At 38.4% G+C, this 24,483-nt stretch carries 21 protein-coding genes; all 21 read right to left on the reverse strand.

Translation table 11 applies throughout. The annotated features are described in order from the left end of the window. Positions 1 to 22: 22 nt before the first annotated feature. Entirely contained in the window at positions 23 to 2,428 is a 2,406-nt protein-coding gene (pheT, locus tag STRIC_RS07465) for a phenylalanine--tRNA ligase subunit beta (RefSeq protein ID WP_008089246.1), read from the reverse strand. 77 nt (positions 2,429 to 2,505) lie between these two features. Beyond that, entirely contained in the window at positions 2,506 to 3,549 is a 1,044-nt protein-coding gene (gene pheS, locus STRIC_RS07470) for a phenylalanine--tRNA ligase subunit alpha (RefSeq protein ID WP_040832254.1), read from the reverse strand. A gap of 260 nt (positions 3,550 to 3,809) precedes the next feature. Next, entirely contained in the window at positions 3,810 to 4,691 is an 882-nt protein-coding gene (locus tag STRIC_RS07475; protein ID WP_008089038.1) for a DNA/RNA non-specific endonuclease, read from the reverse strand. 30 nt (positions 4,692 to 4,721) lie between these two features. Further along, complete coding sequence (locus STRIC_RS07480; RefSeq protein ID WP_008088884.1) at positions 4,722 to 4,910, reverse strand: DNA-directed RNA polymerase subunit beta; 189 nt, start codon at positions 4,908 to 4,910, stop codon at positions 4,722 to 4,724. 3 nt (positions 4,911 to 4,913) lie between these two features. Further along, complete coding sequence (gene murA, locus STRIC_RS07485; protein ID WP_040832256.1) at positions 4,914 to 6,185, reverse strand: UDP-N-acetylglucosamine 1-carboxyvinyltransferase; 1,272 nt, start codon at positions 6,183 to 6,185, stop codon at positions 4,914 to 4,916. A 65-nt stretch (positions 6,186 to 6,250) separates the two neighbouring features. Then, positions 6,251 to 6,487: a DUF1146 family protein gene (locus STRIC_RS07490; RefSeq protein WP_008089570.1), complete on the reverse strand. Its 237-nt coding sequence runs from the start codon at positions 6,485 to 6,487 to the stop codon at positions 6,251 to 6,253. A 161-nt stretch (positions 6,488 to 6,648) separates the two neighbouring features. After that, positions 6,649 to 7,065, reverse strand: coding sequence for a F0F1 ATP synthase subunit epsilon (locus STRIC_RS07495; protein ID WP_008089354.1), 417 nt, complete (start codon positions 7,063 to 7,065; stop codon positions 6,649 to 6,651). A gap of 12 nt (positions 7,066 to 7,077) precedes the next feature. Further along, on the reverse strand, positions 7,078 to 8,484 hold the full coding sequence (gene atpD / locus STRIC_RS07500) for a F0F1 ATP synthase subunit beta (RefSeq protein WP_008089024.1): 1,407 nt from the start codon (positions 8,482 to 8,484) through the stop codon (positions 7,078 to 7,080). Between the two features lie 159 nt (positions 8,485 to 8,643). Further along, a complete protein-coding gene (locus STRIC_RS07505) occupies positions 8,644 to 9,519 on the reverse strand; it encodes a F0F1 ATP synthase subunit gamma (protein WP_008088946.1) in 876 nt (291 codons plus the stop codon). Between the two features lie 18 nt (positions 9,520 to 9,537). Next, on the reverse strand, positions 9,538 to 11,043 hold the full coding sequence (gene atpA / locus STRIC_RS07510; protein ID WP_008089063.1) for a F0F1 ATP synthase subunit alpha: 1,506 nt from the start codon (positions 11,041 to 11,043) through the stop codon (positions 9,538 to 9,540). Positions 11,044 to 11,058: 15 nt separating this feature from the next. Continuing rightward, positions 11,059 to 11,595: a F0F1 ATP synthase subunit delta gene (locus STRIC_RS07515; RefSeq protein WP_008089157.1), complete on the reverse strand. Its 537-nt coding sequence runs from the start codon at positions 11,593 to 11,595 to the stop codon at positions 11,059 to 11,061. Beyond that, positions 11,595 to 12,089, reverse strand: coding sequence for a F0F1 ATP synthase subunit B (gene atpF, locus STRIC_RS07520; protein ID WP_008089315.1), 495 nt, complete (start codon positions 12,087 to 12,089; stop codon positions 11,595 to 11,597). Before atpF ends, STRIC_RS07515 begins: the two co-directional genes overlap by 1 nt. A 17-nt stretch (positions 12,090 to 12,106) precedes the next feature. Further along, on the reverse strand, positions 12,107 to 12,823 hold the full coding sequence (gene atpB, locus STRIC_RS07525; protein WP_008089512.1) for a F0F1 ATP synthase subunit A: 717 nt from the start codon (positions 12,821 to 12,823) through the stop codon (positions 12,107 to 12,109). A gap of 34 nt (positions 12,824 to 12,857) precedes the next feature. After that, entirely contained in the window at positions 12,858 to 13,055 is a 198-nt protein-coding gene (locus tag STRIC_RS07530) for a F0F1 ATP synthase subunit C (RefSeq protein WP_008089547.1), read from the reverse strand. A 305-nt stretch (positions 13,056 to 13,360) separates the two neighbouring features. Further along, entirely contained in the window at positions 13,361 to 14,791 is a 1,431-nt protein-coding gene (gene glgA, locus STRIC_RS07535) for a glycogen synthase GlgA (RefSeq protein ID WP_008088842.1), read from the reverse strand. Then, entirely contained in the window at positions 14,788 to 15,921 is a 1,134-nt protein-coding gene (gene glgD, locus STRIC_RS07540; RefSeq protein WP_008088945.1) for a glucose-1-phosphate adenylyltransferase subunit GlgD, read from the reverse strand. The genes glgA and glgD overlap by 4 nt, the downstream gene beginning before the upstream one ends. Beyond that, on the reverse strand, positions 15,911 to 17,050 hold the full coding sequence (locus STRIC_RS07545; RefSeq protein WP_008088676.1) for a glucose-1-phosphate adenylyltransferase: 1,140 nt from the start codon (positions 17,048 to 17,050) through the stop codon (positions 15,911 to 15,913). Before STRIC_RS07545 ends, glgD begins: the two co-directional genes overlap by 11 nt. An 80-nt stretch (positions 17,051 to 17,130) precedes the next feature. Next, positions 17,131 to 19,014 carry a 1,4-alpha-glucan branching protein GlgB gene (gene glgB, locus STRIC_RS07550; RefSeq protein ID WP_008089293.1) on the reverse strand — a complete coding sequence of 628 codons (1,884 nt, stop codon included), beginning with the start codon at positions 19,012 to 19,014 and terminating at the stop codon, positions 17,131 to 17,133. 127 nt (positions 19,015 to 19,141) lie between these two features. Then, complete coding sequence (gene pulA, locus STRIC_RS07555; protein WP_008088833.1) at positions 19,142 to 21,415, reverse strand: type I pullulanase; 2,274 nt, start codon at positions 21,413 to 21,415, stop codon at positions 19,142 to 19,144. Positions 21,416 to 21,423: 8 nt separating this feature from the next. Beyond that, entirely contained in the window at positions 21,424 to 22,446 is a 1,023-nt protein-coding gene (locus STRIC_RS07560) for a diacylglycerol kinase family lipid kinase (protein WP_008089369.1), read from the reverse strand. A gap of 13 nt (positions 22,447 to 22,459) precedes the next feature. Continuing rightward, positions 22,460 to 24,418 carry an NAD-dependent DNA ligase LigA gene (ligA, locus tag STRIC_RS07565; RefSeq protein ID WP_008089097.1) on the reverse strand — a complete coding sequence of 653 codons (1,959 nt, stop codon included), beginning with the start codon at positions 24,416 to 24,418 and terminating at the stop codon, positions 22,460 to 22,462. Positions 24,419 to 24,483: the final 65 nt, after the last annotated feature.

The following is a 24,483-nucleotide window of genomic DNA, read 5'->3' on the forward strand; positions in this document are numbered from 1 at the left end:
GGATGGTTTCAAAATCGGTAACTTATCGCACTTCTACTGACAAGGTATCCATCAAGGATTTGGTAATTTTTTCCATATAGGTTGTCACTTCCTCATCTCTCAAGTTGTCACTTGGATTTTGGAAAGTGAGGCTATAAGCCATTGATTTTTTACCTTCTTGGATATTAGATCCTGTGTAAATATCAAACAGTTTCACTTTGGTTAAGCGTTTGACCTTAGCAGCGTCAATGGCAGAAAGAATGGCTTGATGACTGATCTCACTATCTACTAAAAGAGCAATATCACGTGTCATAGCAGGGAATTTAGTCACTTCTTGGAAGTGAAGTTTATCTGTCATGGCAAGCTCAAGGGCGCTTAAATCAACTTCTGCAACATAAGTCTCTGGAATATCATAGTTGTTAGCAGTTTGTGGATGAACTTGTCCTACAAATCCAATGGTTTGACCTTCGAGACGAATCAAAGCAGTTCGGCCAGGATGCATACTTGCCATTTCTCTAGTTGGTAAGTATTCAACACTTAAACCTAACTTATCAAAGATAACTTCTAAAATACCTTTTACGTAATAAAAGTCCACAGCTTGAGCAGTCGTTTGAAAATCTTTTTCAGCAACTAAGCCAGTTAAAGCAAAGGCAAAGTGATTTAGCTCTTTTGGTAAATCAACCTTTGGATCATATTCTTGCTCAAAGATTTTTCCAATTTCGTAAAGGGCTAAATGGCTTTGTTTTCGAGCTACGTTGTAAGCAATCGTATCAAGCATACCAGAAACCATATTCTGACGAAGTGCTGATCGCTCAATAGACATTGGCCACATTAGCTCTGTTAAATGACTTGGGGTTACAGTAAATTCTCTAGCTTTTTCAGGTGTTGTTAAGGCATAAGAAATTATTTCAGTTAAACCAAGACCTTCTGCTAGACTCCTCACCTTGCGACGTAAGACCTGTGTTGCAGTTAATTCTGCAGCCGTTCCCCCTGCTTCTGGTAGTGTCGTTGGTAAGCGACCATAACCATAGATACGAGCAATCTCTTCAACAAGATCTGCTTGAATACTGATATCCCAACGACGAGGAGGAACAAAAACAGTAAATGAGGTCGCATCCCCACTAATGTCAAATCCTAGTTTAGCAAAAATGGCTTGAATATCTTCATAGCTTAAGTCGGTTCCCAAACGCACATTGACATAATCTAAACTGCTTGACACTGCAACTGGTTCCGTTGGTAGACTTCCAGCTTGTAGGTAACCTTTTAAGACCTTTCCTTCTGCTAAGTATTGCAACATAGCAGCTGCAAAATCAAGGGCTTCAATAACAGTATCGTAATTAACACCCTTTTCAAAACGTGAAGAACTTTCAGAACGTAGATTTAAGCGACCGCTGGTTTTACGAATACTTTTACCATCAAAAACAGCTGCTTCAAGAACAACACGACTTGAGTTGGCATCAATCTCAGTTTCTTTACCACCCATAACTCCTGCTAAAGCAACAGCCTTGTCATTCACCGAAATCACTAAATCATCTACTATGAGTTCTCTTTCTTCACCATCTAAAGTCACTAAACGCTCACCCTCACGAGCCTGACGAGCTACTATTTTATGACCATCAAATTTATCAAGGTCAAAAGCATGCATGGGTTGACCGAAGTAAAGAAGAACATAATTCGTCACATCAACAACATTATTAATCGGACGAATACCAGCATTCATAAGTAGATTTTGTAACCATTGTGGACTTGGTGCTACTTTGACCCCTTCAACAACACGACTAGCATAGGTCAAGACCTTATCCGTTTCAATTGAAACTTCTAGTAAATCACTCATTTCAGTGGTTTCTTCAACTAGATGTCTTTCTGGGAAGTGTGTTGATTTGCCATAGATTGCTGCTACTTCATGAGCTACGCCACGCATGGAAAGCGCATCTGCACGATTAGGCATGATAGACAGTTCGATAATCTCATCATCAAGTCCCAAGTAAGGGAAGATACTATCACCTGGAATGGCATCAGCTGGCAAGATTTGAATTCCTTCTGAAAATTCTTTTGGAATAATGCTATCTGATAAACCAAGTTCTTGAAGGGAACAAATCATCCCAAGAGACTCAATACCACGGATTTTACCTTTTTTGATTTTGTAGTTGTCTGCAATACGTGCACCTGGAACGGCTACAATGACCTTGATTCCAGCCTTCACATTTGGTGCTCCACAAACAATCTGACGAAGCTCCTCATCACCTGTATCAACTTGACATAGATGAAGGTGTGTCTCTGGAATAGCTTCACAGGACTCAATATGACCTACAAGTAATTTAGATAAGCCTTCTGAAGGCATGCTAACACCTTCTACTTCAATTCCTGTGGTCGACATTTTTTCGGCTAGTTGAGCAGGTGAGACCTCAAGATCAACTAGTTCTTTTAACCATTTGTATGATACTAACATATTTCTATCGCATTCTTTCTATATTTCTAACTAATTCGACTTTTCATGACTCTTTTGTTGATAAGAGATTTTTGAGCTTATTTAAACTGCTCTGAAAAACGCAAGTCCCCTTGATAAAAGCCTCGAATATCATTAATACCGTAACGTAACATAGCAATACGTTCTTGACCTAATCCAAAGGCAAATCCAGAATAGACTTCTGGGTCAACGCCAGACATTTCTAAAACGCGTGGGTGGACCATTCCAGCTCCCAAAATCTCAATCCAACCTGTTTTCTTACAAACGTTACAGCCCTTACCACCACATTTGAAGCAAGAAACATCCACTTCTACAGATGGCTCTGTAAATGGAAAATAGGATGGACGTAGACGAATACGGCGCTCTTCACCAAACATTTTTTTGATAATCATCTCTAAGGTTCCTTTTAGGTCACCCATAGAGATATGTTTACCAACGACCAACCCTTCAATTTGATGGAATTGGTGTGAATGGGTTGCATCATCGGTATCACGACGGAAAACACGCCCTGGTGAGACCATTTTTAGCGGTCCCTTTGAAAAATCATGCTCATCTAGCGTACGAGCTTGCACAGGGCTAGTATGAGTTCTTAACAAAATTTCTTCTGTAATATAAAAAGTATCTTGCATATCACGCGCTGGGTGATCTTTAGGAAGATTCATACGCTCAAAATTGTAGTAATCTTTTTCCACTTCAAATCCATCCACAATTTGAAAGCCCATCCCTAAAAAGATATCTTCGATTTCTTCACTGGTTTGTGTCAAAATATGACGATGACCAACTGGCATCTGACGACCTGGTAGCGTCACATCAATACTTTCAGCCTCAAGCTTTGCTTGAATTTGAGCAGCTTCAACGACTTTTGCTTGCTCTTCAAAGGCACTTGTCAAAACATCACGTACTTGGTTGACTTGTTTTCCAACCTGTGCACGCATGTCATTTGACAAATCTTTAAGACCCTTCAAAAGCTCCGTTAAAGAACCTTTTTTTCCAAGTACAGCTACTCGTAATTCTTGTAATGCTTTGCCATCATTGCCTGTCATTCCTTGAAGTGTTTCAAGGGTTTCACTTTTTAAAGTTTCAAGTTGTGTTTGTAAATCCATGTTATTCCCTTCTTTTTGGCCCATAAAAAAAGTGCCAATCTCCTGCTGTAGCGGAGCGTTGACACGCGGTACCATCCGTTTTCATCTGAATGTATCAGACCTTAATTATAGTCATTTCTTGAGTGAATTCCTGATAGTTCCCTTAAGAAGGCTTCCAGTCCACGGCCCTCACTCCCTATTAATTTCCCTATTAGTACTAGTCTCTTAGACTGCTATTCAATTAGTTCTATTCTATCAAAAAATAATAAAGTTGACAATCCTTATTCTGCTGGTTGAGGCTCTCCAAGTCTGATTTTACCGCTATAATAATCCACAACTAATCCTTTTTGGACATTTGGAATAAAGACATTAAATTCCAAACTACCATCTGCTGATTTCGCTTCTAAATGACTTCCACTTGCCACAAGGTTTTTTCCCTCATAAATAAGCGTCACACTATACCTGACCCGCTTATGAGCATCTAAAGCACGACGGATTTGTCCTTCATAATAATTTTGGCCAGTTGAATCTACCTCATCTGCCTGATTAGCCCAAGCTAATTGGGTAGCAATATTAGCTGAATTAGTCATTGATGCATCAAAGCTCTTTAGGCCTCCCACAATTGCATATCCTAAAAGATGACCTCTATCAACAGCATGATCATATTCCCCTTTTAAGCCATGCAGTTGATGCCAACCAGCTGGCTTAAAATAGCGATAAGGAGTTGAGTCTTGATGACGTTTTTGATATTGGCGAGTCTCTTTACTTAACAGGGCGTTGGCACGCCATGCTACCTCTTGACCTTGAACCACTTTAGTTTCATTTTGAGCATAGGGAAGACTACTAACTTTAGCATTTAAAGTCGTCTTGTTTTGATTAATAACAAATGCTCCTGCTCCATTCCATTCAATAGAAGACCCTAGCTGATCTTTAACCTGATTTGTTAATACCGAACTAGCCAGAGCCTCTGATGGCCTTGATGGATGAGATGATGTTATCCTTCTTTGAGAAGAATCTGAGTCGCCTACAAGATGATGATAAAGTTCTTTTAAAGGATGATTATCTGCTAAAAAATTACTGCTGGCTAAATAGCTGCTACCTAGGATTAAGAGTATCAATAACAAGGAATTGATAACTTGTGTTTGTTTCTTTCTTTTTGACATGTTTCCTCTCAAAGAAAAAGTAGGCTTAGCCTACTTCCCCATAAACTTATTAAACATTTCAGTCCATTTGTCGGGAGATAAAATAGACAAGGGATTTTGTCCATCACCCATGAAACTGTACCCGATCATTAGCCCAATAGCCAAAAACAAACAGGCTAAAAGAGCAACAAGAATAATTAAAGCTAATTGCTTTAAAACATATTTCCAGCCACTTGTCATAGACTATTCCTCACTAACACGTTTAATATTAGCGCCCAATCGCGCTAATTTCTCATGAAATTGATAATAGCCACGATCCAAATGACTTAATTTATTAACCGTTGTTTTGCCTTGCGCTACCATCCCTGTCAAAATCAGTGCTGCACTTGCGCGCAAATCTGTTGACATAACAGGTGCTCCTTGAAGTTCCTGGCCTCCATGAATCAAAGCTGTGTCTCTTAAAATCTCTGATTGTAAGCCCATGCGACGCATTTCCTCTAAATGTTGGAAACGGTTCTCAAAAACAGTCTCAACCATAGTGGATTCCCCTTTGACAGTTGCCATCAAAGCCGTAAATTGGGCTTGCATATCTGTTGGAAAACCTGGATGAGGTAAGGTTTTGACAGTAACAGGTTTTAATTGTGTCACATCAGATTGAACACGAATACCCTTAGCTTCTTCTGTCACTGAGACACCCATTTCGATAAGTTTTGAAATCAAAGGACGGTTATGTTCCCAAACAGCATCTTTAATCAAAACATCTCCAGATGTCATGGCTGCAGCTACCATAAAAGTTCCCGCTTCAATACGATCCTGAACCACATCGTGTTCGACACCTGTCAGTTGGTCTACACCAGTAATTGTCAAGGTTTCAGTACCAGCACCACGAACCTTAGCACCCATTTTGTTTAACAATTGTGCAAGGTCAACAATTTCAGGTTCACGCGCAGCATTTTCAATAACTGTAACCCCTTGTGCCAAAGTAGCAGCCATCATAAGGTTTTGAGTAGCTCCAACAGAGGGAAAGTCCATATAAATAGTTGCTCCATGAAGACGTTCTGCCTTTGCATTAATATCCCCTCCACTTTGTGTGATGTGAGCTCCCATAGCTTCCAAGCCTTTCAAATGTAAATCAATTGGCCTACTGCCAATCGTACAGCCACCTGGCATGGAAACCTTAGCATGTCCATTTCGAGCCAAAATGGGACCTAAAACCACAATTGAAGCTCTCATCTGACTGACATATTCATAAGGGGCCTCATCTAAGATATCTCCTGAAGCATCCACAACGATTTCGTTTTGCTCTTGGTGGAAGTCAACAGAAATATCCAGGCCTCTAACCACATTATTCATGGTAAAGACATCCGAAAGAATCGGAACATTACGTAAAATTGTTTTTCCTTGTGAAGGTAGGATAGTTGCCGCCAAAAGTGGTAAAACCGCATTTTTAGCCCCTTCAATAACAACCTCTCCTCTTAGGTGAGTCTTACCACCTTCAATAATGATTTTATCCACAACAGTCTCCATTTTCTATCTCTTAATCCTAGTTAAAATTATAACATACTTCCTCATTTGAAGCCTTAACGGAGCATGAAAAAGAGAGACTGACTCATTTGGATTAACTCTAACATAAAATTACTCACCACATAGCCGATGACAATAGCTATAAAAAATAAAAAAAGTTTTAGTTTACCACTATTTTCTGGACGTTGATGAATGACTTTATGCCAATCAAAGAGAGTCATTAATAATTGGTAGCTAATACCAATAAAGAGCAGGTAAGAAGTCAATTTTAAAATATAAGTTATTAATTCCATAAGTTTATTATACCAAAAATGGTAAAAATAAGCCCTATTAGTAATAGATCTCTACAAAAAGAATCTTATCCTTAATCACTTCATTAAAAAAGAGCCACATTACCAGTCAATCCAAATGCTAAAGGTGGCACTTGGATAAACAAGTAAATAAGACTCAATTTTTATTTCTGACTAACACTGATACGGTTCAAGGCACGTCTTAGTGCTACTTTGGCGCGACGTACTTGGTCAATGTTTTTAGTGGTTTCAGCCTGTGCAATGTCACGTTCTGCTCTTTGTTTAGCGCGCTCTGCTCGACTGACATCAATATCACGGTCACGTTCAGCAGAATCAGCGACAACAGTAACCACATTATCTTTAATTTCAATAATCCCACCATTAACAGCAATCCAATCCACGCGATCATCTTCACCTGCTCGGCGAATTTTCATCTCATGAACTTGTAAAGGTGCAATGATGTTGATGTGATTAGGTAGAATACCCATCTCACCATCAGCGGTAGTTACTGAAATAAATTTAGCATGGTGATCATATTTGATTCCATCTGGCGTTACCACTTGAACAGTCATTTGTGTCATGGTATCACCTCATTAAAAGCCCATTTTTTTAGCTTTTTCTAGTACATCTTCAATTGGACCAACACTTCGGAAAGCATCCTCTGGAATTTGGTCGTATTTGCCTTCTAGAATTTCCTTAAAGCCTTTAACTGTTTCTGCTACAGGAACATATGAACCTGGTTGTCCAGTAAATTGTTCTGCGACGTTAAAGTTTTGAGATAGGAAGAATTGAATACGACGAGCACGTCCAACAAGCGTTTTTTCTTCATCAGATAGTTCGTCCATCCCTAAAATAGCAATGATATCTTGCAATTCACGGTAACGTTGTAACACACGCTGAACTTCAGTCGCTACGGCATAGTGCTCTTCACCAACAATTTCAGGAGAAAGGGCGCGTGAGCTAGAAGCCAATGGATCTACCGCAGGATAGATACCCATTTGCGTTAATTTACGTTCCAAGTTAGTTGTTGAATCTAAGTGAGCAAATGCTGTTGCTGGCGCTGGGTCAGTATAGTCATCGGCTGGCACGTAGATAGCTTGAATGGAAGTAACAGAACCTTTTTTGGTTGATGTGATACGTTCTTGTAATTGTCCCATTTCTGTTGCCAGTGTTGGTTGGTAACCAACGGCTGATGGCATACGACCAAGAAGGGCAGATACTTCTGAACCTGCTTGTGTGAAACGGAAAATATTATCAATGAAAAGAAGCACGTCTTGGCCTTCAACATCACGGAAATATTCAGCAATTGTCAAACCAGTAAGGGCAACACGCATACGTGCTCCTGGTGGTTCATTCATCTGACCGAATACCATGGCTGTTTTTTCAATAACACCTGATTCTTTCATTTCCCAGTAAAGGTCATTTCCTTCACGTGTACGTTCCCCAACACCGGTAAATACTGAAATACCACCGTGTTCTTGGGCAATGTTGTGAATTAATTCTTGGATAAGGACAGTTTTACCAACTCCGGCACCACCGAAAAGCCCAACTTTACCACCTTTTAGGTATGGGGCAAGAAGGTCAATAACTTTAATCCCTGTCTCAAGAATTTCTGAAGATGTTGATAATTCATCAAAAGCTGGTGCTTTTTTGTGGATTGGTTCGCGAGTAGCGTCTTCTGCAAAGTCAGCTTCCAAGTCAATGGTTTCTCCAAGAACATTGAAAACACGACCTAAAGTTTCTTTACCAACAGGTACACTAATAGCACGACCTGTGTCAAGAACTTCTAATCCACGAGTAAGCCCATCAGTTGATTCCATAGCGATGGTACGAACAAGTCCATCCCCGAGCTCGAGAGCCACTTCAAGAACGATTTTTTGTTTTTTATCACTATCTTTATAAACTATCAATGCATTATTAATCTCAGGTAGTTTATCGCCGCTAGCAAACATAACGTCTACAACCGGTCCAACAACCTGAGCAATTTTGCCTGAGCTCATTTATTTCTCCTTATTTGTGATTGTCTGAGCTAAGCTTTTTTGACTCCGTTAAATTCTAAAGTATTAACGAATCAATAGCTAACTCAATTGTTACTTTATCTCTTTGAGATAAAACGGATAAGTCTCGTTCTATTGGAAACAGAACAAGATTGTAAAATCCTATTCTAATGCATTTGCTCCTGCAACAATCTCTGTAATTTCTTGTGTGATTGCTGCTTGTCTAGCACGGTTATACTGAATGGTCAAATCGTTGATCACGTTTTTAGCATTATCTGTGGCTGTCTGCATAGCAGTCATACCCGCAGCATGCTCAGCAGTTTTAGCATCAATAATAGCCCCATAAATCAAACTTTCTGTAAATTGAGGCAATAATTGGTCTAAAATGACATGACGATTTGGCTCTAATTCAAATCCTGTTACCCCTTCTTCGGTTGCTTCTTCCGCAACTAAATCCGAAATAGGGAGCATTTGTTGAACACGTACTTGACTAGTCAAGCTGTTGACATGATGATTATAACAAACATATAGTTCATCAAAAATCTCATTTACAAACATATCAACTGATTGTGAAATAATCTTACCAACTTCTTCAAAGCTTGGTTGATCAGCTAGACCACGAAGCTCAAAAGCAACATTCATACCTTTAGCTTTAAAGAAATCAGAACCCACACTACCAATGGAGATGATTTCGTAGTCACCATCGGCATGGTATTCTGTAATCATATCCATAATAGATTTAAGGATTTTAGAATTATAACCACCGACAAGGCCTTTATCGGATGTAATCACGATATAGCCTGTCTTTTTAACAGGGCGGGTGGCTAACATTGGGTTTTCTGAACCCAGTGTTAAATCTGCCTTTAAAAAATCAGTTGTAATTTGACGAATTTTAGAAGCGTAAATTTGAAAATCACGAGCTGCTTGCTCAGATTTCACAAGTTTTGCAGAAGAAACCATACGCATGGCACTAGTGATTTTACTTGTTTTCTCCGTTGAAATAATTTTAGCTTTAATTTCACTTAGAGAGCCTGCCATACTAGTATCCTCCCTCTATTACTTAAAGTTCGATTGTTCTTTGAATGCTTGAATTGCAGCATCAAGTTCTGCTTCTTGAGGAAGGTCTTTTGTTGTACGGATCGTTTCAAATAAATGATCATAATGCACATCAAAGTAGTCATAGAGAGCTTCTTCAAAGGCCAAAATATCATCAACTGGAACATCATCCAAGAAACCATGTGTCAAAGCATATAAAATAACAACTTGTTTTTCAACTGGTAATGGTTTGTGAAGCGGTTGTTTCAAAATTTCAACGGTACGACGACCACGATTCAACTTAGCCTGTGTTGCCGCATCCAAGTCTGAACCAAATTGAGTAAAGGCTTCTAACTCACGATATGACGCTAAGTCAAGACGTAAGGTACCAGCAACTTTTTTCATCGCTTTAATTTGAGCGGAACCACCTACACGAGATACTGATGAACCCGCATCAATAGCCGGACGAATTCCTGAGTTAAAGAGATTTTCTTGCAAGAAAATTTGGCCATCTGTGATTGAGATAACGTTTGTTGCAATGTAAGCTGAGATATCACCTGCTTGTGTTTCAATAAATGGTAGAGCTGTAATAGAGCCACCACCTAAATCATCAGAAACTTTGGCAGAACGTTCTAGCAAGCGACTGTGCAAGTAGAAAACATCCCCTGGATAAGCTTCACGACCTGGAGGACGACGAAGCAAGAGTGACAATTCACGATAAGCTACCGCTTGTTTTGATAAATCATCATAAACGATCAGAACATGTTTGCCATTATACATAAACTCTTCAGCCATTGCCACACCAGCATAAGGTGCAATAAAGAGTATAGGCGATGGTTGAGAAGCAGATGCCGTTACCACAATGGTATAATCTAGGGCTCCATAACGACGTAAGGTTTCAACCTGTGTACGAACAGTTGATTCCTTTTGTCCAATAGCCACATAGATACAGATCATATCTTGACCTTTTTGGTTCAAGATGGCGTCAATTGCTACAGATGTTTTACCTGTTTGACGGTCACCGATAATCAACTCACGTTGGCCACGACCGATTGGTACTAGAGCATCAATCGCTTTTAAACCTGTTTGTAATGGTTCAAAGACTGATTTACGTTGCATAACACCAGGCGCTGGAGCTTCAACTGGTCTAAATCCAGTTGTTGCAATATCACCTAGTCCATCTACAGGTTGTCCAAGTGGGTTTACCACTCGTCCAATAAGAGCTTCACCAACCGGCACTTCCATGATTTTACCAGTACGTTTAACAACATCTCCTTCACGGATTGTTGAAAAATCACCAAGAATAATGATACCCACATCATTAGACTCAAGGTTTTGAGCCATACCATAGGCACCATTTTCAAATTCAAGAAGTTCACCACTCATGGCATTATCTAAGCCACGAGCGCGTGCAATACCATCACCAATATAGGTAACGATTCCGGTTTCTGTGACATCGAAATTTGGCTGGAAGTTCTCAATTTGCTTTTTAATTAAAGTGCTAATTTCTTGTGCATTAATTGCCAAAAGTCACACCACTTTCTATTTAATATTCATTTTAAAGGCTTGCAATTGACGACGAATACTCGTGTCAATGACTTTGTTGTTAACACTGATAATAAATCCTCCGATAATAGAAGGATCTACTTTTTCAATCAAACGACCGGTTTGGACTGCAAATTTAGTTGCAACCACCTGACGGACACGATCTCTTTGTTCTTGACTTAAAGGTAAAGCCGTTGTTACAAAAACATCATACTGATTAGAAACTAGAGCTAATTCAGTTAGTACTGCTTGGAGAATCTCATAGAGGAAATTCTCACGTTCGTTTTGCAAAATTACCTCTAAAAGATTATTCAAATAAAGTGACTGATCCCCTTGAAGGTATTTGACTAATTGAACTTTCTCAGCGTGTGGAACAGCTAAACTTTCCAAAGTTTTTTGGAGTTCAGTTGTTTCAAAAGTCTCTAAAATAGCAAGCACATCTGCTTGTAAGCTATCAAGAGCTCCTTGCTCTTGACAAACTTCGACAAGACTTTTTGCATACTGTTTGATAAGAGCTTCTTCTTTTTTGGTCATTAGGCTTCTCCTAATTCATCCAGATAACTGTCAATAAGCTGACTTTGTGCAGCCTTATCAAGATTGGCTCCCATAATTTTTTCTGCTAAAAGAACAGTAAGATCTGACATTTCTGACTTAACTGCCGAAATTGCTTCAGATTTACTTTGCTCAATATCTGTGTAGGCTTTTTCTTTTAAGCGATTTGCTTCATCAGTAGCTTCTGCTACTAGCTTATCACCTTGTAATTGACCAATTTCTTTTGCTTCACTAATAATTTTACTTGCTTCTGAACGACTTTGATCTAAGTTAGCTTGCTTTTCTTTTTCAAGAGCTTGAGCACTTAGACGTGATTGCTCGGCTTGTTCAATATCATGTGATATTTGCTCTGAGCGTGTCTTCAGAATAGTTTCTATTGCACCCCAAGCGAATTTTTTGATCAAGAGTAACAAGACGATTACAGAACCTGTTACTAGAATAAAATTCCCAACGAGTTCACCAAATGTGACTGACATTCGTTTGTTCTCCTTCCTTATTCTTCTGATTCATTGACTTTTTTACCTAGGTAGGTCGCTGTTAATTTTGTAAATACAAAAGCTTGTACGCAGGAAATAAAGATTGAAAAAGCTGTCCATGCCATATTTACAAGGAAAGCAATTGGCCACCAATAGAAGCGATAGTTTGCTAATTGAACAATCAAGCTCGTAACAACTTCCCCGGCAAAAATATTACCAAATAACCTGATGGCAAGTGATAAGAAATTTGTGAACTCTTCAAGTAAATTCATGGGAGTCATTGGCCATGGTGAGGCCAAACGTTTCAAATGGGCACCAAGTCCTCGACGTCTAATCCCTTCAATGTGAACCATAATGGTAATAAATAAGGATAAAGCCAAGTCAAATGCCAAATTGGCAGTTGGTGATGTCCATAAGTTATAGCCGTTAACTGTCTCTAACTTGGTAAACAAGCCCAGGTTATTGGCGACAGCTACAAAGAGAAAAATGGTGAAGAGTAAAAGCGAATAGGACCTTTGTACATGACTGTCCAAATGCTCTTCTCCTATACCATCAACAAAACTGATTAAATATTCTAAAGCGGTCTGCTTCCCTTCAGGCTTCAATTTCATTTGGCGACTTGCCCAAAAGACAAAGGCAAAAATAATCGCAATCGTGACGATACAAACAGCAAGTAGGGTCAAATTAAAGGTTATTGGACCAAGCCTTAACATAGGTAATTTAGCTTCTTCCATCTAACACCCTCCTTTTCTATTTTTAAATAGGCTGTTATTTAAGAATGAAGGCCATAACAAGGGTAACGAAGAAAGTACCTTCAATAAAGGCAACACCCAAAATCATTAGTGAACGTAATTGACCAAGAATTTCTGGTTGACGAGATGCTGCTTTGAAAAGGTTTGCCATCAAAAAACCTTCGGCAAGAGAGACACCAAAACAGGCAAAAGCCAATGCGAAAATAGGATTCATAGTAGAATACTCCTTAAAATTTTTTTACTTTGTTATTCTATTCCTTAAAATTAAGAATGTCAACAGATTTCTTTAGTCTAAACACGCATTCTTAGACTAATACTAACCTTTTTTAAAGTTTTTCAAAAAATGTTGGTCTTTTCTCTTAAAAAATAGCGTCACATTAACAGTATAACAAAAAAAGTCACCAGTTTCCAAGGTATTCCCGTACAGAAAAAACGGCATATGCCGTTTTTTCTGGTCTTATCATTTATTTGATAACAATTTAGTAGGGTGAGTACCAAAGTTACTCTAGCCATCACCTTTTAGAGAATCTCTTGATATAGGTTCAAATAGGCTTGACTAGCTGTATCCCATGAAAAATCTTTTGTCATGGCATTTACTTGGAGTTGTCGCCAGTCCTCTTTTCGATTACGATAGATATCAAGGGCAAATAATAAGGTATTGGTTAACCAAAAACCTGAAAAGTGGTTAAAACTAAATCCAGTTCCACTATGATCAAAAGGATTGTAAGGCTGAACAGTATCTTTCAAACCACCTATTTCATGTACTATAGGAAGACTTCCATAACGCATTGCCATCATTTGTGAAAGTCCACAAGGTTCAAAAGCACTTGGCATCAAGAATAAATCTGATCCGGCATAAATTTGTTGCGCTAAAGCCAAATCAAATGAAATAATTGCTGCTAATTTATGAGGGTATTTCTGGGCAAAATAAGTAAAAGCCTCTTCATACCTATAATCTCCAGTTCCTAAAACAACTAGTTGCACATCTTGTTGCAAGAGATATTCTAACTCGTCTACTACCAAATGAAACCCTTTTTGATCTGTCAATCGTGACACAACTCCTATTAAGGGGATGTCAGCTTCTATAGGTAAACCTAATCTTTCTTGCAAAGCTTTCTTATTAACTTGTTTTTGAGAAAGATTTTCTACCATATAATGCGCCTCAATATAAGGATCTGTTTGAGGATTATAGAGATCTGTATCTATGCCATTTGTTATGCCTGAGAGTTTTCCACGTTCCATACGCATCACTTGATCCAAACCTTTACCAAAAGCACTAGTTTGAATTTCTTCTGCATAGGTTGGGGAAACTGTCGTGATACGATTAGCGTATAAAAGCCCCGCTTTCATCCAATTGAGACAATGGTTCCACCGTAAGGTACCGTCTTCATAACGCTCTGCTCCAACCCCGAATAAGTCACCTAACATAGCAGGATCAAACTGACCTTGAAATGCCATGTTGTGAATCGTCAGGATGGTTTTGATATTTCGATAAGCATTAATCCAATGATACTTTTCCTTCAATAAAAATGGAATCATGGCAGTATGGTAATCGTGAACATGTAAAATATCAGGAATGTCATTCAATTTTTCTAGTGATTCAAGAGCTGCTAGTTGAAAATAGACAAAACGTTCACCATCATCCCAATCCCCATAAATCTTACCACGGAAAAAATAATATTGGTTATCAATAAAATAAAAGCTAATGCCATCTCTGGTGAGTTTCTTAATACCTACATATTGTCGACGCCAACTCAGATTTGTATAAAAATACAAAACATCTTCAACTTCATCTCCAAATGAATGGTCAATCATATCATAATAAGGAAGAATGACACTGACTTGATGTCCTTTTTTGACAAGAGCTTTAGGTAATGCACCTATGACATCACCTAAACCACCTGTTTTAGCAAAGGGAGCAGCTTCTGCGGCTACAAACGTTATTTTCATTTTATTAAATCCTCTGTTACCTCAGTTCCTTTTGCTACGACAATAGGAGTCATAGGACTTCCTTGGATAGTAACTCCAGGAGCAATCGAAACTTGCTTGTCTATAATAGCATAGAAAATGCTAGCACCCTCACCAATAGTCGCTTTAGGGGACAAAATACTATGGCTAACACTGGCTCCTAAACCAATATAGCAATTGCGTGAAACAATAGAATGCTCTACCTTACCTTTGACTATACTGCCAGAAGCAAACTGGGCATTACTGACCTCAGAAGCCTGATCAAAATAGGTCGCTTCTTCATTCTTAACTCGGGTATAGATCTTCTGATTAGCATATAAGAGCGAATAAAACTTTTGAGGATCCAGCATATCCATATTAGCATCATAATAAGATTTAACCGAATGAATATTAGCTAAATAACCCGTATATTCAAAGCCCAGTGCCCCTTCATAAACAACTAAGTGTCTAAGCAAAAAACGTAGTTTAAGTGGTTTTTCTTTTTGGGCCTCTTTTTCCATTTCTTGGATTAGCCAAGAGGTGTTAACAATATAAATGTCTGCCGACATTTTTTCAAAATCCTTTGCTATGACTTCTTCTCTGCTACCATAAACAGTGTCTCTTTCATCTATATCCAAAATACTATTAGATTGAGAAATCGATTGTACAGGCATACGTTTATAGACTACTGTCATTTGGCGTTGATTGGCATTATGAAGATGAATCACTTGCTCTAAGTCAATATTACAAAGGATATCACAACTCATGTAGATGGTTTGGTCAGAGCCTGAACGCTTCAAATAGGTCAAAATTTGATCATAATAATCTTTATCAGTTTCTTTAGCATCATCTTTGGTCTTGTAAAACCCTAAAAAGTAATGACTTAATAGACTATTGAATCCCCATTCCCGGCCTGAGCGAATATGATCAAAGACAGAGCGAATATTTTGACCACGAAAAATACCATAAATGCTTCGTACACCTGCATTAGCTAGATTAGAGAGTTGAAAGTCAATCAAACGGTACTTACCATCAAAGGGCAAATTAGCTAATGGACGTGAATCTGTTAAACCTTTCATCTCTGAGTAACCAATTGAGCTACCTAAGATGGCTGAATATTTGTCAATTTTCATTTGATACCCCCAAGACTTCGTTGTAACCGACTACTTGAACCTCATCACTACCATCAATGACTAGGCCATCTCCAATAACAGCCCCTTCCCCAATGATGGCACGAGTAATTTGAGCTCCTTCACCGATAATCGCTCCACTCATAATAAAGGAATCTTTAATGTGGGCTCCTTTTTTCACTTGAACATTTGTTGATAAAATAGAGTGTTCAACTTTACCTGAAACAAAGCTTCCATCTACTACTAATGAGTCCTTAACCTGAGCATCCTGAGTGATAAAATTAGGCGGTGCAATATGATTTTTAGAATACATTTTCCAAGAACGGTCACGACTATGTAGAGCATTGTCTTCCCCAATATAAGCCATATTGGCTTCCCAAAGAGATTCGATGGTACCAACATCTTTCCAATAGCCATCAAAGTTATAGGTGTAAACGCGTTCTCCTGCTTTTAAATAGCTTGGAATAACATTTTTACCAAAATCTGACATGTCCAAGTTATTTTTTTCAGCATCAATCAACATGGTTCTTAGTCGTTTCCAGTTAAAAATATAAATCCCCATTGAAGCTTTGGTTGATTTAGGATTAGCTGGTTTTTCCTCAAATTGAACGATACGATCACTTGTGTCAGTGTTCATAATCCCAAAACGACTTGCTTCCTTTAATGGAACATCAATAACAGCTACCGTAAGACTTGCCATATTATCCTTGTGAGTTTGAAGCATGTCATCGTAATCCATTTTGTAGATATGATCTCCCGATAAAATCAACACATACTCAGGATTAATACTATCAATATAATCAATATTTTGATAGATAGCATGACTGGTTCCCTGAAACCAACGATTGCCTTCTGTAGCAGAATAAGGTTGTAAGATGGTTACACCCGAATTAATGCCATCAAGTCCCCATGAAGAGCCATTGCCAATATGATGGTTCAAAGCAAGTGGCTGATATTGTGTAATAACTCCGACATGATGAATCCCTGAATTGGCACAATTAGAAAGTGCAAAATCTATAATGCGGTAACGCCCACCAAATTGTACAGCTGGCTTAGCAATATTTTGGGTTAATTTCCCTAATCGTGTACCTTGGCCACCTGCTAAAATCAAAGCTAACATTTCATCTTTCATGCTGATATCCTTTCGTGACTGGCATCAAATTGCCACTTAAACAAACACTATATCGATTCCTTTATTGTTTCCTTAACTTATTATTCGTTTTTAAAATCTCTTTTGACCTTCCAAATACTAGCTCCTAGTGCTGGTAAAGTCATTTGTAAGGTATTTTGATACTCCTTCCATTCTTCTTTTTGAGTAGAAGTAAGAGGATTATGCTCCTTCCAAACACCTCCAAATGTCTCTAACTCAGTATTGAAAATTTCTTCATAAATACCTGCTTTAGGAACTCCCACTTTAAAACCTTGTCTCTCAACAGGCGTCATATTGAAGACACAAAGTAAAATATCTCCTTTATCATTAACCCGGCAAAAAGATAGAACTGACTCTTCTTTATTATCAGCATCAATAATATCGATTCCTGCATAAGTCTCATCATTTTGCCAAAGCATATTGTGGTCTTTGTAAAATTGATTAAGGGTGGCTACAAAATGTGATAATCTCGCATTAAAATAGTGATTACTTTCTTGCCATTCTAACTGATCGTAGTATTTCCACTCTAAAGATTGACCAAACTCTGAACCCATGAAAAGTAACTTTTTGCCTGGGTGGCAGATTTGATAAGTCAGTAAATTTCTTAGGCCAGCAAATTGATTGTAGTCATCTCCCCACATCTTCTGTCGCATGCTTTTTTTACCATGAACAACTTCATCATGTGAAAATGGTAAAATATAATGTTCATTGAAACAATATACAAAACTAAAGGTTAATAACTCAAAATGAAATTGTCTAAAATAGGGATCTTCTTGATAAAATCTTAAAATATCATTCATCCATCCCATATTCCATTTGTAGTCAAAGCCCAGCCCTCCTTCTTCTATCGAAGCTGTAACTGGCGTTCCTGAACTCGATTCTTCAGCAATCATCATGACATCAGGATATCTCTCTTTAATAATGCGATTGAGTTTTTGGAGAAAGCCTACCCCCTCCAGGTTCTGGTTACCACCATAAATATTGGGCTTCCAAGACCCTTGATCATAATCCAAGTAAAGCATATTACTAACAGCATCAACACGAATCCCATCAATATGATAGGTTTCTAGCCAAAACATAGCACTGGAAATAAGGAAAGATTGGACTTGATTTTTTCCTAAGTCAAAATTGAGAGCACCCCATCCAAAATTCCTAGCTTTATCAGGATCTTGATATTCAAAAGTTGCTGTACCGTCATAGTAAGCTAAGGCATCATCATTTTGTGTAAAGTGTCCAGGTACCCAATCAATCAGAACACCAATATTATTAAGGTGGCAAGCTTCTACAAAGTCTTGAAAATCTTCTGGATTACCAAAGGTTGATTCAAAGGCAAAATAGCCCATTAACTGATAACCCCAACTCATATCTAAAGGATGAGTCATCACTGGCATGAATTCAACATGTGTGTAATTCATCTCTTTTAAGTAAGGAATTAAATGCTCTTTCAAGCCCTTTAAGTCATAAGGATTACCCTCCTGATCTTTCTTCCATGAATTAGCATGTACTTCATAAATGCTAACGGGCCGTTTTCTAAAGCCTAATTTTTTTCGTCGTCCCATCCAAAGGCCATCTTTCCATTTTCTAGGTTTTATCCTTTTAACGATGGCTCCTGTTCCTGGACGAGATTCAAACTGAAAAGCAAGAGGATCAATTTTTTCCACAACATGACCACCTTGACGCTTGACCAAATACTTATAGATATTGCCTTCTTGTGGCAATTCTGTGATGATTTCCCAGACACCAGCCTGATTTTTTTGCATAGCCAGTGGATTCTCATGCCAGCCTGTGAAATCACCAATTAAGCTAACTGATTCGGAATTTGGAGCCCAAACTCTAAAAACATAAGCTTCTTTACCATCATGGACAAAGGGATGTACTCCTAAATAATGATATAATGAAACATTTTCACCTGTTCCAAATGTGTACAATGCTAAATCATCAGTCATCCTGTTACCCTCTTTGATTTTTCTATCTTATCTTAATTAGTAATTATAGGGAGCTGCTAACAACTTAATGCTTCATCTAGCAAAAGAGTTGCTACCAATAAACAAAAATAGCCTGAGTAGTCTCAGGCTATTGCGTGATGTCAAGGATCATGGCAGTCAAATCGTCTATATTTGATGTATATCTTTGAAAGCGCTTATCATTTGTTTCAATTATAACATTCTTATCTGATGAAGGCAAGCGTTTGCTAAAATTCGTGAAAATAATACGGTATTTTCTCTCATCATCTATGGTAAAGCTGATGTAACCAGTGTTTTTATCAGCTTTTTCTATATAGACATGCTGTCTAATTTTTTCAAAACTTGGATATGAAAAGATGGGTGTTTTAGTTTTCAAAAAGATTAATTTTTTCATAAAGGTAATGGTTTCTTTTTCCCAAGTGACCTTGCGCCAATCAATCTGGTTAACTTGATCTGGAGCATTGTAAGAGTTCATAGCCCTCTCTTTATCAGATTGCGTTAAACTACTATTATCCCCTGTTGGAAACAATTTTGTTCTTAAAAATTCCTGTCCAATATGCATGAAACAAAGGCCCTGCATCATGATATTCATGGCAGAGGCTAACTGCACACGTTTGCGATGTTGCTCATCACTATCCTCAGGATTTAAAGCCCAAAACAGATCATTAAGATTGTAATTATCATGTGCTTCAACATAATTAACAACTTGACTTGGACTAATATAATCTACTAACTCATCACTAGCTAGAATAGCTTTAGCCACAATATCTTCTGTGGCAGCACCTGAAGCAAAGCCTTGCTCAAATGCGCCATAGACTTCTGCCCCTTTAACCGCATTTCGTTGATCATCATTGAAAAATCCGATTCCAGGCATTTGATTTGCATTTACTTTTTTGGCCTTTTGCTCAGGCGCTAGACCAACTCCCATATCCCATCCTTCACCATATACCAAAATACGAGGATCAATTTTGTTAAGAGCCTGTCTGATAAGATTCATGGTTTCAATATCATGGAGCCCCATCAAATCAAATCGAAAACCGTCAATATTATATTCATTAACCCAGTAAAGTATCGAATCAATCATATGCTTGCGATACATTTCTTTTTCACTAGCTGTTTCATTTCCACAACCTGAACCATTTTGAAAACGACCATCTGGTGTCATCCGATAGTAATAATCAGGAACTGTTCGTTGGAAAGCAGAGTCTCGAGAAGAAAAGGTATGATTATATACCACATCCATGACGACATTCAATCCAGCATCGTGGTAGGCTTGAATAACCTCTTTCAGTTCTAAAATACGAGTAGCTGGCTCATGAGGGTTGCTAGAGTACGTAGCCGCTGGCACATTATAGTTCTCTGGATCATAACCCCAATTATAGGCATAGCTACCATCTTCTTGAAAAGTCTGATGGTGATCGAAAATAGGTTGAAGCTGAACATGAGTAATACCTAAGGACTTCACATAATCAAAACACGTCATATCCCCATAAGGGTTTCTGGTTCCAGTTTCTATTAGTCCTTTAAATTTCCCTCGATTCTCACGACTAACTCCTGAAGTTTCTGATTTAGAAAAATCACGAACATGCATTTCATAGATCAGAGCTTGATTAGGATTGTCTAGTCTCCAAACAGCTTCTTCTCCTTGCTTAACCGAAAAACCTTCTGGTTTTAAGTGACTTGGGTCAATAACAATTGATCGTTTACCATTTGCTGTAGTAGCAATAGCATAGGGATCTCGACTATCTCGGAAGGTTCGTTTGCGATAATAAACCCGATAACGATAAGCTTGATAATTATAATCACCCTCTAAAGCGATTTGCCAGACTCCCTGCGTATTTTGAGTATGGTCGTCAGGATTGTAGTTTGAGCCCCTCGTCATAGCAATCACTTGAGAGACACTTGACGTCTGATCTGTAGAGGCATACAAAATTAACTCCACTTTTTCAGCTGTTGGAGCCCATAGACGAAAAGTAGTCTGATTTTGCTGATAACTATACCCTAACCAGCCTTGAAAACCCCAGCGTCGGTCAAAAGCATGGCTTGAACGTCGACTATAAGAATGACTGGCAACTGCTGCTTGTCTTGAATAGTAGACAGTATCATCTCCATCCACTAGCCAAATCTCTGTCTTAGCAATACCATAATCTCGTTCAATACGGTAATCAATGGTTTTGTGACGCCAATATTGATCTTTAACAATCACATAAGCATGGCTTAAAAAATAAGGAGCAGCATAGTTAAGATGAGCAACAGCCCCAAAACTGTCAAATCGGGAAAAATAAGCGTCTTTTCCTAATTTACCATCTTGCCATTGCCACAAACTCAAATCAAAATAATTTCCTGTGCGACTATGGTAATGTACGATAATAGCATTATCCATGGCTAAGCTTATTCCTCCATTTCCTGCTCTAAGTCTTCTACCTCATGTGCAAATTTTTTAACAATTTCTTCTATTTCTAGCTCTTCTTGGTCTAAGACTAAGGCATCATCTGAAATCAAATCAGTATCCGCATAAAAGGTGATATGGTTTTTTAAATTTTCAAGCACAATCGGAGCATCACCTCCGTATTCACCATCTAAGTTAATCATCATGCGTTTGTCTGATTGAGGTTCAATGGTAATTTTACTGGTCTTGATATATTCTACACGACGGTCGGTAACATGCTTTCCTCCATCCAAAACCAGTCTCAAGAGATGAACAATCTCAAAAAGATTTGCTGTCTTGATTAAAATCAAGGTAAACATGCCGTCATCCAATTTGGCATCAGGGGCAATCATTTCAAAGCCACCGACTGAATTGGTAATAGCTGCAAAAATCATTGACACATTCCCTTCAAAAACCCCTTTATCGTGGGTTATTTTAACAGGAACATTGCTAACACGCGGCAAAAGCTCTACTCCTTTAGCCAAATAAGCCAAATAACCAAACATGGTTTTTAACTGGCTAGGAACACTATAAGTCAATTCTGTCAGACTGCCTGCAGCTGCAATATTAATAAAGTAAGTATCTTTCCTAGCACGACCAATATCCATTTGAATGGTTTGTTTTTTACCAATAAGCTTAGCCGCTGCTGTCGGATTTCCCCTTGGAATTTTTAAAGCTCTGGCAAAATCATTAGTTGTTCCAGTAGGAATAATAGCCATTTTAGGACGTTTTTTTAAGGAAGCAATACCATTAACCACTTCATTAATGGTTCCATCGCCTCCTGCAGCTACCAATAAATCAAAGCCTGCTTGAGCCGCTCGCTTAGCTTCATTAAAAGCAGAATTTTTATCTGGCTTTGTTTGAAAAGCGGATGTTTCATAGCCAAAACTTTCTAAAATTTCTAAAACCTCTGGAACACTTTTTTTCATCATTTCCTGTCCAGAAGTTGGGTTGTAAATGAGACGTGCTCTCATTTGTTTTTTCATTTTATCACCTCATTTAAAGATTGAGTAACCAAGCTTCATCTTCGATTCTGATTCCTAGTTTTTGAGCTTTTTCCAGCTTAGAACCTGCATCACTACCAGCAAGCAGCAAATCTGTTTTTTTAGAAACACTGCCTGTGACTTTGGCGCCAAGAGCTTCTAACTTTTCTTTGGCTTCATTACGGGTTAACTGCTCTAATTTCCCTGTTAGAACGACTGTTAAGCCAAAGAGTTCTGCGCTAGTATCGACTTTTTGACCTAGATAAGTGAGATTGACGCCTGCAGCTTTTAATTCCGATAATAATATGGAGACAGCCTCTTGATGGAAGTAATAAGACAGAGATTTCCCGATAACAGGGCCTAAACCATCAATTTGAGCAATGGCTTCTTCTTCAACAGCTAAAAGACTTTCCAAATCTCCAAAGGTCTCTAAGATCAAACGACTAGCCTTTGCTCCGATATGTCGAATTCCCAAACCAAAGAGTAATTTTTCAGCTGAATTTGACTTTGAAGCTTGAATAGCATTTAAAAGCTTTTCGGCCGATTTCTCTTTAATCCCTTCTAGTTGAAGTAAGTTGTCTTTTGTTAAACGATAGATATCTGCCACATCATGAACTAGGCCTGCTGTAAATAATTTTTCAACAATAGCAGGGCCTAAACCTGCAATATTCATAGCATTTCGACTGGCAAAATGCTCTAAACTTCGTTGGATTAAACTAGGGCACAGCGGATTGATGCAGCGCAGGGCAACTTCATCTTCAAAATGGATCAAGTCACTCTGGCAAGAAGGGCAATGCTTAGGAATTGGCATCGGAAAGGTTTCTTTACGCTTATCTTCAACCACGCGCAATACAGCAGGGATAATATCGCCCGCTTTATAAACTACAACTGTATCACCTATTCGGATATCTTTTTCGGCAATATAATCCACATTATGTAAAGTAGCACGACTAACTGTTGTCCCAGCTAATTTGATAGGACTTAAATTTGCGGTTGGCGTAACCACTCCTGTTCGTCCTACCGTCCAATCCACAGATAGAATTTCGGCTTCTTTTTCTTCCGCAGGAAACTTGTATGCGATAGCCCATCTAGGTGCTTTAACGGTAAAACCAAGTTCTTCTTGCATAGCCAGATGATTGACTTTTATAACAATACCATCAATGTCATAAGGTAACTTGTCTCTTTCAGAAGCAATTGCTTGAATAAAATCCCAAATATCATCCATTGAAGAGCTAAGCAGGTACCTAGAATTAACAGAAAAACCTAATGTTTCTAAGTGGCTCAAGACTGATTCTTGACTTTCTAAAGCATTCGGACTGGCTTCTTGATATAAAAAGGTTTTTAGATTGCGTTTGGCCACTACTTTTGTATCAAGTTGTCTTAAGGTTCCTGCCGCCGCATTTCTTGGATTGGCAAATTCAGTTTCACCGTTTTCACGTCTTTCTTCATTAATAACTTGAAAAGACTCTTTTGGCATATAGGCCTCTCCACGGACAGTGATATCAATCTTTTCTGCTAAGAGATGGGGAATATCTTTTAGTTTCTTAATATTTTCGGTTATATTTTCCCCAACACTACCATCTCCTCGAGTAGCCCCAACCTGCAAGCGACCTGCTTTATAAATCAATGAAATAGATAAGCCATCAATTTTCAATTCAGCCATATACTGAGCCTTAGGAAATTCAGCTTTAACTCGTCTATCAAAAGCATCTAATTCGTCACGTGAAAAAGCATCCTGCAAACTATATAGCGGATACTGATGCTGATATTTTTCAAAGCCCGTTAGCAAGGTTCCCCCTACCAACTGGGTAGGACTATCTTTCAATGCATACTCAGGATAGGTTTCTTCCAGTTCGACCAATTCCTGATAGAGCTTATCATACTCACTATCAGAAACAGACGGTGCATCGTTGGTATAATATTCTTGACGGTAGCGATTTAATAAATCTGTCAATTCACTTATGCGTTTTTTCATAATCTTATTTTATCACAAAAACCCTTAAATAAGCTAACTAGCTGCCGCTTCCATCGAAAAAAAGC

The organism is Streptococcus ictaluri 707-05, from assembly GCF_000188015.2.
Classification (GTDB): domain Bacteria; phylum Bacillota; class Bacilli; order Lactobacillales; family Streptococcaceae; genus Streptococcus; species Streptococcus ictaluri.

Bases quoted from the DNA above. Each gene is read 5' to 3' on its own strand.
- pheT (WP_008089246.1), bottom strand. From the start codon at position 2,428: ATGTTAGTATCATACAAATGGTTAAAAGAACTAGTTGATCTTGAGGTC.
- pheS (WP_040832254.1), bottom strand. From the start codon at position 3,549: ATGGATTTACAAACACAACTTGAAACTTTAAAAAGTGAAACCCTTGAA.
- STRIC_RS07475 (WP_008089038.1), bottom strand. From the start codon at position 4,691: ATGTCAAAAAGAAAGAAACAAACACAAGTTATCAATTCCTTGTTATTG.
- STRIC_RS07480 (WP_008088884.1), bottom strand. From the start codon at position 4,910: ATGACAAGTGGCTGGAAATATGTTTTAAAGCAATTAGCTTTAATTATT.
- STRIC_RS07490 (WP_008089570.1), bottom strand. From the start codon at position 6,487: ATGGAATTAATAACTTATATTTTAAAATTGACTTCTTACCTGCTCTTT.
- STRIC_RS07495 (WP_008089354.1), bottom strand. From the start codon at position 7,065: ATGACACAAATGACTGTTCAAGTGGTAACGCCAGATGGAATCAAATAT.
- atpD (WP_008089024.1), bottom strand. From the start codon at position 8,484: ATGAGCTCAGGCAAAATTGCTCAGGTTGTTGGACCGGTTGTAGACGTT.
- STRIC_RS07505 (WP_008088946.1), bottom strand. From the start codon at position 9,519: ATGGCAGGCTCTCTAAGTGAAATTAAAGCTAAAATTATTTCAACGGAG.
- STRIC_RS07515 (WP_008089157.1), bottom strand. From the start codon at position 11,595: ATGACCAAAAAAGAAGAAGCTCTTATCAAACAGTATGCAAAAAGTCTT.
- atpF (WP_008089315.1), bottom strand. From the start codon at position 12,089: ATGTCAGTCACATTTGGTGAACTCGTTGGGAATTTTATTCTAGTAACA.
- atpB (WP_008089512.1), bottom strand. From the start codon at position 12,823: ATGGAAGAAGCTAAATTACCTATGTTAAGGCTTGGTCCAATAACCTTT.
- STRIC_RS07530 (WP_008089547.1), bottom strand. From the start codon at position 13,055: ATGAATCCTATTTTCGCATTGGCTTTTGCCTGTTTTGGTGTCTCTCTT.
- glgA (WP_008088842.1), bottom strand. From the start codon at position 14,791: ATGAAAATAACGTTTGTAGCCGCAGAAGCTGCTCCCTTTGCTAAAACA.
- glgD (WP_008088945.1), bottom strand. From the start codon at position 15,921: ATGAAAATTGACAAATATTCAGCCATCTTAGGTAGCTCAATTGGTTAC.
- STRIC_RS07545 (WP_008088676.1), bottom strand. From the start codon at position 17,050: ATGAAAGATGAAATGTTAGCTTTGATTTTAGCAGGTGGCCAAGGTACA.
- glgB (WP_008089293.1), bottom strand. From the start codon at position 19,014: ATGACTGATGATTTAGCATTGTACACATTTGGAACAGGTGAAAATGTT.
- pulA (WP_008088833.1), bottom strand. From the start codon at position 21,415: ATGGATAATGCTATTATCGTACATTACCATAGTCGCACAGGAAATTAT.
- STRIC_RS07560 (WP_008089369.1), bottom strand. From the start codon at position 22,446: ATGAAAAAACAAATGAGAGCACGTCTCATTTACAACCCAACTTCTGGA.
- ligA (WP_008089097.1), bottom strand. From the start codon at position 24,418: ATGAAAAAACGCATAAGTGAATTGACAGATTTATTAAATCGCTACCGT.